Source organism: Nocardioides sp. (assembly GCF_035481145.1).
Taxonomy (GTDB): Bacteria; Actinomycetota; Actinomycetes; order Propionibacteriales; family Nocardioidaceae; genus Nocardioides.
The window spans coordinates 1-6,541 of record NZ_DATIHB010000021.1; the positions used below are offsets into that span (position 1 = coordinate 1).

Annotated in this window: 8 protein-coding genes and 1 tRNA gene; 4 read left to right on the forward strand and 5 right to left on the reverse strand. The window is 71.2% G+C overall.

The genetic code is table 11. The annotated features are described in order from the left end of the window. The 3 genes from VLF38_RS01980 to VLF38_RS01990 form a co-directional block, all read right to left on the reverse strand. Window positions 1–1,113: MASE1 domain-containing protein (locus VLF38_RS01980; protein WP_325269614.1), on the reverse strand; the 1,113-nt coding region annotated here is incomplete at its 3' end. Window positions 1,114–1,169: 56 nt separating this feature from the next. Next, window positions 1,170–1,727 carry a hypothetical protein gene (locus tag VLF38_RS01985; protein ID WP_325269615.1) on the reverse strand — a complete coding sequence of 186 codons (558 nt, stop codon included), beginning with the start codon at window positions 1,725–1,727 and terminating at the stop codon, window positions 1,170–1,172. A 53-nt stretch (window positions 1,728–1,780) separates the two neighbouring features. Beyond that, a complete protein-coding gene (locus VLF38_RS01990; protein WP_325269616.1) occupies window positions 1,781–2,914 on the reverse strand; it encodes an ATP-dependent DNA ligase in 1,134 nt (377 codons plus the stop codon). A gap of 102 nt (window positions 2,915–3,016) precedes the next feature. Between VLF38_RS01990 and VLF38_RS01995 the strand changes: the two genes are divergently transcribed. The 4 genes from VLF38_RS01995 (at window position 3,017) to VLF38_RS02010 (ending at window position 5,401) form a co-directional block, all read left to right on the forward strand. Further along, complete coding sequence (locus VLF38_RS01995; protein ID WP_325269617.1) at window positions 3,017–3,448, forward strand: adenylyltransferase/cytidyltransferase family protein; 432 nt, start codon at window positions 3,017–3,019, stop codon at window positions 3,446–3,448. Continuing rightward, window positions 3,445–5,022 (forward strand): class I SAM-dependent methyltransferase, encoded by a 1,578-nt coding sequence (locus tag VLF38_RS02000; RefSeq protein ID WP_325269618.1) that lies wholly within the window; start codon window positions 3,445–3,447, stop codon window positions 5,020–5,022. The genes VLF38_RS01995 and VLF38_RS02000 overlap by 4 nt, the downstream gene beginning before the upstream one ends. Next, the gene (locus VLF38_RS02005; RefSeq protein ID WP_325269619.1) at window positions 5,006–5,257 is read left to right on the forward strand and encodes a DUF6752 domain-containing protein; all 252 of its coding nucleotides are present in this window, start codon (window positions 5,006–5,008) and stop codon (window positions 5,255–5,257) included. Before VLF38_RS02000 ends, VLF38_RS02005 begins: the two co-directional genes overlap by 17 nt. Before the next feature lie 62 nt (window positions 5,258–5,319). Beyond that, window positions 5,320–5,401, forward strand: a tRNA-Gln gene (locus VLF38_RS02010). Between the two features lie 10 nt (window positions 5,402–5,411). Here the strand turns inward: VLF38_RS02010 and VLF38_RS02015 are convergent. Further along, the gene (locus VLF38_RS02015) at window positions 5,412–5,696 is read right to left on the reverse strand and encodes a hypothetical protein (protein WP_325269620.1); all 285 of its coding nucleotides are present in this window, start codon (window positions 5,694–5,696) and stop codon (window positions 5,412–5,414) included. Between the two features lie 345 nt (window positions 5,697–6,041). Then, window positions 6,042–6,541, reverse strand: a 500-nt coding sequence (locus VLF38_RS02020) for an alpha/beta fold hydrolase (RefSeq protein WP_325269621.1), incomplete at its 5' end; no start/stop codon positions are given.

Below are 6,541 nucleotides of genomic sequence, written 5' to 3' on the forward strand. Positions count from 1 at the left end.
GGCGGCTGCCGGCCCGTGGCCGGCGACGTCGCCGATGACCAGGCCGATCCGGCCCTCCGGCAGGGGCACGACGTCGTACCAGTCGCCGCCGACCTGGGTGTCCGAGGAGGCCGGGATGTAGCGAGCGGCGATCTCGACGCCGGGGATGGCGGGCAGTCGTGCGGGGAGCAAGGTCTGCTGCAGTGCCACGGCGATCTCGTGCTCGCGGGCAGTGTGGGCGTGGGCCTGGCCGAGCAGCATCTCGGCTGTACGCCGGTGCTCGGTCACCAGCGCTGCGAGGACGAAGGACATCAGTGCGATGCAGGCGTTGAAGGCCTGCAGGGTCAGCATCTGCGCCGAGAGGCCGCCCAGGGCGAAGAGCCCGACATCGTGCGTCGCCGACCACGTCGCGGTCAATGAGGCGACCAGCGCTGCCGGAGCGGCGCCGCGGATCTGCAGCCGCCAGGCTGCCCACCCGAGGAGCGGCAGGACGGGGAAGAGGACCGGAAGGTGTGCGCTCATCCCGGCGCGGCCGACGGCCGCGATGCTGACACAGATCAGGGCCGCCTCGCCCCACTGCCGCACCGTCCAGCGCGGGCGCTCCCAGTACAGCGGAACGGCCAGCAGCAGTGGTGCGACGATGAGGAAGCCCATGGCGTCACCGGTCCACCAGACCGCCCAGGCGCCGAGGAGCTGGCGGCCTTCGATCGCCCCCGAGGAGAGCAGGGTCAGGGTGCCGATCGTCGCGCTCACCAGGCCGCTGGCGAGTGCGCACGCGACGACGAGGTGGGCGTCGCGCTGGCGGTCGAACTGGGGGCGGAATCCGAAGCGCTGCAGCACCACCGCGGCCAGCAGTGGCGCGAGGAGGTTGCCCAGTGCGGTCGCAGCCGCGGCCAGCGGAGTCGGGGTGATCGGCAGGTTGACCAGGAATGCCGCGACGGCGACGGCAGGCCACATCCGCCGTCCGAGCAGCACGAACGCTGCCACCGCGATGCCTGTCGGCGGCCACAGCGGAGTGATGTTGTGCTCGACCAGGGAGAACTCGAGGCCCAGGCGGGCAGAGGCGTAGTAGGCGAGGCCGACGCCGAGGAGCAGCCCGGCCCGTCGAGCTGCCCCGTCGACAGTGCCAGCCATTCGCCCAGCATGCCCGAGCCGGGCCACGGCGGTGTCTGGTTCGGTGGAACTGGTCCCTAGACGCCGGTGGCACCCTCACCGGCGCCGGCGGACTGCTCGACGATCGACTCGTGCTCGAGCAGGTGGAGCACCGGGACCTCGAGCTTGCGGCGCGCCTTGGATGTCCAGTCGAGGTGGAAGAACTCGGCCACGAGGTGGGGCCTGGTCAGGATGATCGCCTCACGCCCGTCGACCTCGGTGATCGTCTTGGCCAGGGCGGTGACCGGGGGCTCCTCGACCGTGTGGCCCTGGGCCTCGGCGCCGGCGGCGCGGAGCTTGGTGAGGCTGGTCTGGAGCGCCTCGTTGGAGCGCTGGACGCACTCCTTGCGGACCTCGGCGATGTCGAGGTCGCTCATGGCGAGGGCGGGCGCCACGAGCGGCTCGCCCGCGCCGAGCGTGCCGAGCGTCGCCTCCACACGCGCAGCGGCGTCCTCCACGGGGATCAGCACGTGGTAGACGACCTGCTGGTCGGTCTCGAGCTCCTCGTGGAGCGACACGACCTCGCGTGCGTCCACCTCGGACAGGGCCTGCTCGGCGAGCAGCACCACGTCGTACGTCGGTTCGGTTCCGGCCATCGTGATCGCCTCCTGTTTTCCACTCTAGGGGTGGGGAAGTAGCGGCAACAGGCCTAGCCGGAGAGCACCACGGACAGGTCGTAGGAGACCGGCTCGTCGAGCTGGTCGTAGCCACACGAGGGCGGGTCGCGGTCGGGGCGCCAGCGCTTGAACTGCGCGGTGTGCCGGAACCGCCGGCCCTCCATGTGGTCGTAGCCGACCTCGACCACGAGCTCGGGCCGCAGCGGCACGAACGAGAGGTCCTTGCCCTGGCTCCAGCGGCTCTGGGTGCCGGGCACCCGGTCGGGGTTGGCGGTCAGGAACTCCTGCCAGCGGCCCCACGGATGATCGGCGATGTCGCAGACGAGCGGGGCGAGCTCCTCGACGAGCTCCGCCCGTCGCGCGGCCGTGAAGGAGGCCGCGACACCGATGTGCTGCAGCTCGCCGCCCTCGTAGAGGCCCAGGAGCAGCGAGCCCAGCAGCGGCTTCTCCTCGGTCGAGGTCTTGTGCAGCCGGTAGCCGGCGACGACCACGTCGGCGGTGCGCTCGTGCTTCACCTTGAGCATCGTCCGCTTGTTGGCCTCGTACGCCGCCGTCAACGGCTTGGCGATCACGCCATCGAGACCGGCACCCTCGAACCGCTCGAACCAGCCCTCCGCCTCCACGGGGTCGGTGGTGATCCGGGTCAGGTGGACCCGGCTGCTCCGTCCGGTGGCCTCGCTCGTCGTCGCCACCGGCGCAAGACCCGAGAGCGCCTCCTCCAGCCGCGCCCGGCGCTCGGCGTACGGCAGGTGGACGAGGGAGTCGTCGCCGAGGGCGAGCAGGTCGAAGGCGACGTACTCGGCGGGTGTCTCCGCCGCCAGCTTCGTCACCCGGGAGACGGCCGGATGGATCCGCTCCTGCAGGACCTCGAACTGCAGCCGGTCACCCACGGCCACGAAGATCTCGCCGTCGAGCACGCACCGCTCGGGCAGCTGGGCGCCCATCGCCTCGACCACCTCGGGGAAGTAGCGCGTCAGTGGCTTGGTGTTGCGCGAGGCGAGCTCGACCTCGTCACCATCCTTGAAGACGAGGCAGCGGAAGCCGTCCCACTTGGGCTCGAAGGCGAGGCCGCCGAGCTTCTCCGCCGCGGCCGGGCTGAAGACAGCGGTCGCCTTCGCGGGCTTGGCGAGCATCGGGAGCAGCGGCGGCATCACGGGCAGGTCCATGCGTCGACCCTAGGGCCTGGCGCCGACAGTCGGGCATGTCGATTGGGCACTCGATGAAAAGTGGAGTAACTTTCGTGACAAACATCGAGAAGGAGCATCGCCATGGGTCCGCTCGTCGGCTACGTCCCCGGGGTCTACGACCTCTTCCACGTGGGTCATCTCAACCTGCTGCGTCAGGCGCGCGCGCAGTGCGACGTGCTCGTGGCCGGCGTGGTGACCGACGAGATGTGCCGGCTGGCGAAGGGCGTGACCCCGACCGTCCCTCTGGCGGAGCGACTGGCGATCGTCGATGCGATCGGCATCGTGGACGCCGTCTACGCCGAGGAGACCCCCGACAAGGCCGACGCGCACGCCGTCGTCGGCTTCCACCGGCTCTTCAAGGGCGACGACTGGAGGGGCACCGAGAAGGGCGATCGGCTCGAGGCCCGGATGGCCACGCTCGGCGTCGAGGTCGTCTACTTCCCCTACTCGCTGCAGACCTCGTCCACCGCGCTGCGCCGGGCGCTGCGGCTCCGTGACGGGCGAGCCTCGTGAGCGTTGCCGTCGACGACGCCGGCCTGACCGTCACGGGTCCCGGCGACGTGCCGCTGCTGGTCTCCTTCGACGGTGCCTATGTGTGGTCCACGACGCCGGCGCGCGACGGCGTACGTCTCCGGCAGGGGCGCGCACAGGTGGCGTGGCCACCGGTCCTCGCGTCGTTCCTCGACGGACGGACCCGGCTCCGGGTCGCGCAGGCCGACGGCACGGTCCTGTACGACGCGGAGGTCGCCCTCGGTGCCGGGGAGGGGCGGATCAGCGTCGTCGATGGGCAGGGCCACCCGCTCTCGGTCGACAAGGTCGGCCACCTCGCGCGAGCGTTCGCGGACACCTCCGCGACCGTGCGTGAGGAGATCCTCACCGGCACCGCCCGGGCGCTCGAGGACCTGCGCGAGGAGGCAGGCGTCGAGGCCTACCTCAACTACGGAGCGCTCCTCGGCGCGATCCGCGACGGCCGGATGCTCGCGCACGACAGCGACACCGACCTCTGCTACCTGTCGTTCCACCGCGACCCGGTCGACGTGATCCGCGAGTCCTACCGTGTCGAGCGCGTGATGCGCGACCGCGGCTGGGACGTTCTGCGGATGTCCGGCGGTGACTTCAAGATCCTGCTGCCGCTCAGTGACGGGCGCCTGTGCCACATCGACGTCTTCGTCGCGTTCCACACGGCGGGGCGCTTCTTCCAGCTCGGCAACCGCAGCGGTCAGCTCGACCGGTCGTCGATCCTGCCGGTCGCCCCGGTCTGGCTGCACGGCCATGAGTTCCCCGGTCCGGCGGACCCCGAGGCGATGCTCCGCTTCGTCTACGGCCCGCGGTGGCGCACGCCCGACCCCTCCTTCCGGTACGCCGACCCGCCCGCCGGCATCCGTCGTCTCGACGGCTGGCTCCGCGGCTTCCGCACGGACATGCCGGCCTGGACCGCGCACCACCAGGAGCGGGCGGGGCAGAGCGAGACGCCGTCGGAGTTCGGCCAGGCCGTCGCCGCGCTGCTGGCGCCGGACGCACTCGTCGTGGATCTCGGGGCCGGGCGGGGGAGGGACGCACTGCACTTCGCGCGCAGGGGACACGACGTGCGTGCCTACGACTTCTCCCGTCCGGCGCTGGCCCAGGTCCGCCGGCAGGCGCGCCGCGCCGGACTGACGATCACGGCGGAGCGGTTGCTCCTCGACGAGCTGCGCTTCGTGGCGGCGACCGGCGCCCAGCTGGCCCGGTCCGCCCCGGAGCTCTACTCCCGGCAGCTGCTCGGCTGCCTCACCCCGCACGCCCGAGGCCACCTCTGGCGGCTGGCCCGGATGGCCACGAGCGAGGGCGGCACCTTCCACCTGGAGTACGCCGCGACCGGCCCGGGGCGGCTGCCCGCCGCGGGGCCCGCAGACTCCCCGGATCTGGTGAGCCGGCTCGACCCCGACCTCGTCGTCCGCGAGATCACCGCCTCAGGCGGCGTCGTGGACGACCAGCAGCTGCTCGCGACGGGTGAGGACCCGCGCGTGGCGAGGCTGCAGGTGCGCTGGCCGCGCGCCGTACGTGTTGTGCCCGATCGTGAGGAGACCACCCATGTCCGAGCTCAGTGACCGCGCCCGTCGACGTGCCCGCGGAGCGGCCCGGCGCGCCCGGGATCGCTACCACGCCTCGCGTGCCGTCGAGGCACGGCTGCATGCGCTGGAGGAGGAGGCCCAGGAGGCCCGCCAGCTCCAGCGACGCGTCGCCGAGCTGACCGACGTCGTGACCGAGCTGCTGATCCCGATCCACCTGCGCGACGACGCGCGGGTCGAGGACGTGCTGGAGCGCTACCGCTCGCGGCTCTGACGGCAGGCGGGCACCGGGCGGTGCGTTGCCGGGGCAGGGGCCCTAGGGTTGGCGTCGCACTTTCCCCAGTTGGTCTGCCGGCAGGGCCCGCCTGACTTTGAATCAGGACTAGCGACGTAGGTTCGACTCCTACCTGGGGAGCCAGTTGTTGCATCTACTCGACGACCACCTCGTAGCTTCCTTGAAGGTCAGCCACGAGCGCGGCGCGCGCCAGCTCTCGCTGAGTGATCAGGTCGTCCGGCAACGTGTTGGTAGAGCCGAGCGCCTCATAGGTGGCTTGCAGCGACGCAAGCGCCTCGTAGGTGGGCCGGCTGAGACCTAGCCACTCAGACAGCTGGGTGAAGTCGTCGCCCAGGAAGTCTTCGGCGTCCCATAGGGGAAAGGGGACATGCTCGACGAGCCGGATCCGGATCGGGTTGAGCAGGGGGGCGTTGGCCATGGGGATCCGTTCCTGGCCAGGAGGTCGAGTGTCGTAGATCGGTCGGCTATCCGTCGAGCTGCACCACGACTTGGAGGGGTACGCGGTAATGATTCGTCGACCGGTCGAACCAAGGACAACTGTGTGGCCTTGTATCGATTCTGGAGTTCGTCGCCGCGGTAGATGTAGATGGTGTGAGCTTCGTGTCCGGACACCAGAGTGGGACGCCACATGGCGGCTGTCGAGGTCGGCTCAGGGGCCTGGGCACCAGTATGGACCCCACATCGCGGCCGTCGAGGTCGACTCGGGGACCCGGGCACCTGAGTGGCCGGCGCGCGTCGCCCGTAGCCCGGCGTCAGTTCGGGCTCAGCGCTGCGCGAGCACCTGCTCGACGACGTCGGCGATTGCCTCGTCGACAGCGCGGGCGTTCTCGAACGGCACCATGTGGCCCGACCGGGGCACCACCACGACCCGCGCGCCGCCGATGGCCTGGGCGATGCGCCGGCTGGCGGCGGGAGGAGTGACGAGGTCGCTCTTGCCGGCGACGAGCACGGTGGCGGTGCGGGCCAGCTCAGCCACGAAGGGCCGGGCGTCGTAGGCGAACATCGCCTCGACGTAGTCACCGAGGACATCGAGCTGGTTGGCGACGACCATCTCGGCAAAGGCCCGGCGGTGCTCGCGGGAGGAGCGGATGTCGTGGAAGAGCCACGCGGCCGCGGCGTACGGCAGGCGTCCGGTGAGCCGCACGAGCGGTCGGCCGCGGTGCAGCGTGCGGAAGAGCGGGCCGCCGAAGCGCCGCGCGATCCGCTCGAGACCGTGGAGGTCGAGGTCGGCGCCGCTGGCTGCCGTGGCGATCAGCACCGTGC

Bases quoted from the DNA above. Each gene is read 5' to 3' on its own strand.
- VLF38_RS01985 (WP_325269615.1), bottom strand. From the start codon at position 1,727: ATGGCCGGAACCGAACCGACGTACGACGTGGTGCTGCTCGCCGAGCAG.
- VLF38_RS01990 (WP_325269616.1), bottom strand. From the start codon at position 2,914: ATGGACCTGCCCGTGATGCCGCCGCTGCTCCCGATGCTCGCCAAGCCC.
- VLF38_RS01995 (WP_325269617.1), top strand. From the start codon at position 3,017: ATGGGTCCGCTCGTCGGCTACGTCCCCGGGGTCTACGACCTCTTCCAC.
- VLF38_RS02005 (WP_325269619.1), top strand. From the start codon at position 5,006: ATGTCCGAGCTCAGTGACCGCGCCCGTCGACGTGCCCGCGGAGCGGCC.
- VLF38_RS02015 (WP_325269620.1), bottom strand. From the start codon at position 5,696: ATGGCCAACGCCCCCCTGCTCAACCCGATCCGGATCCGGCTCGTCGAG.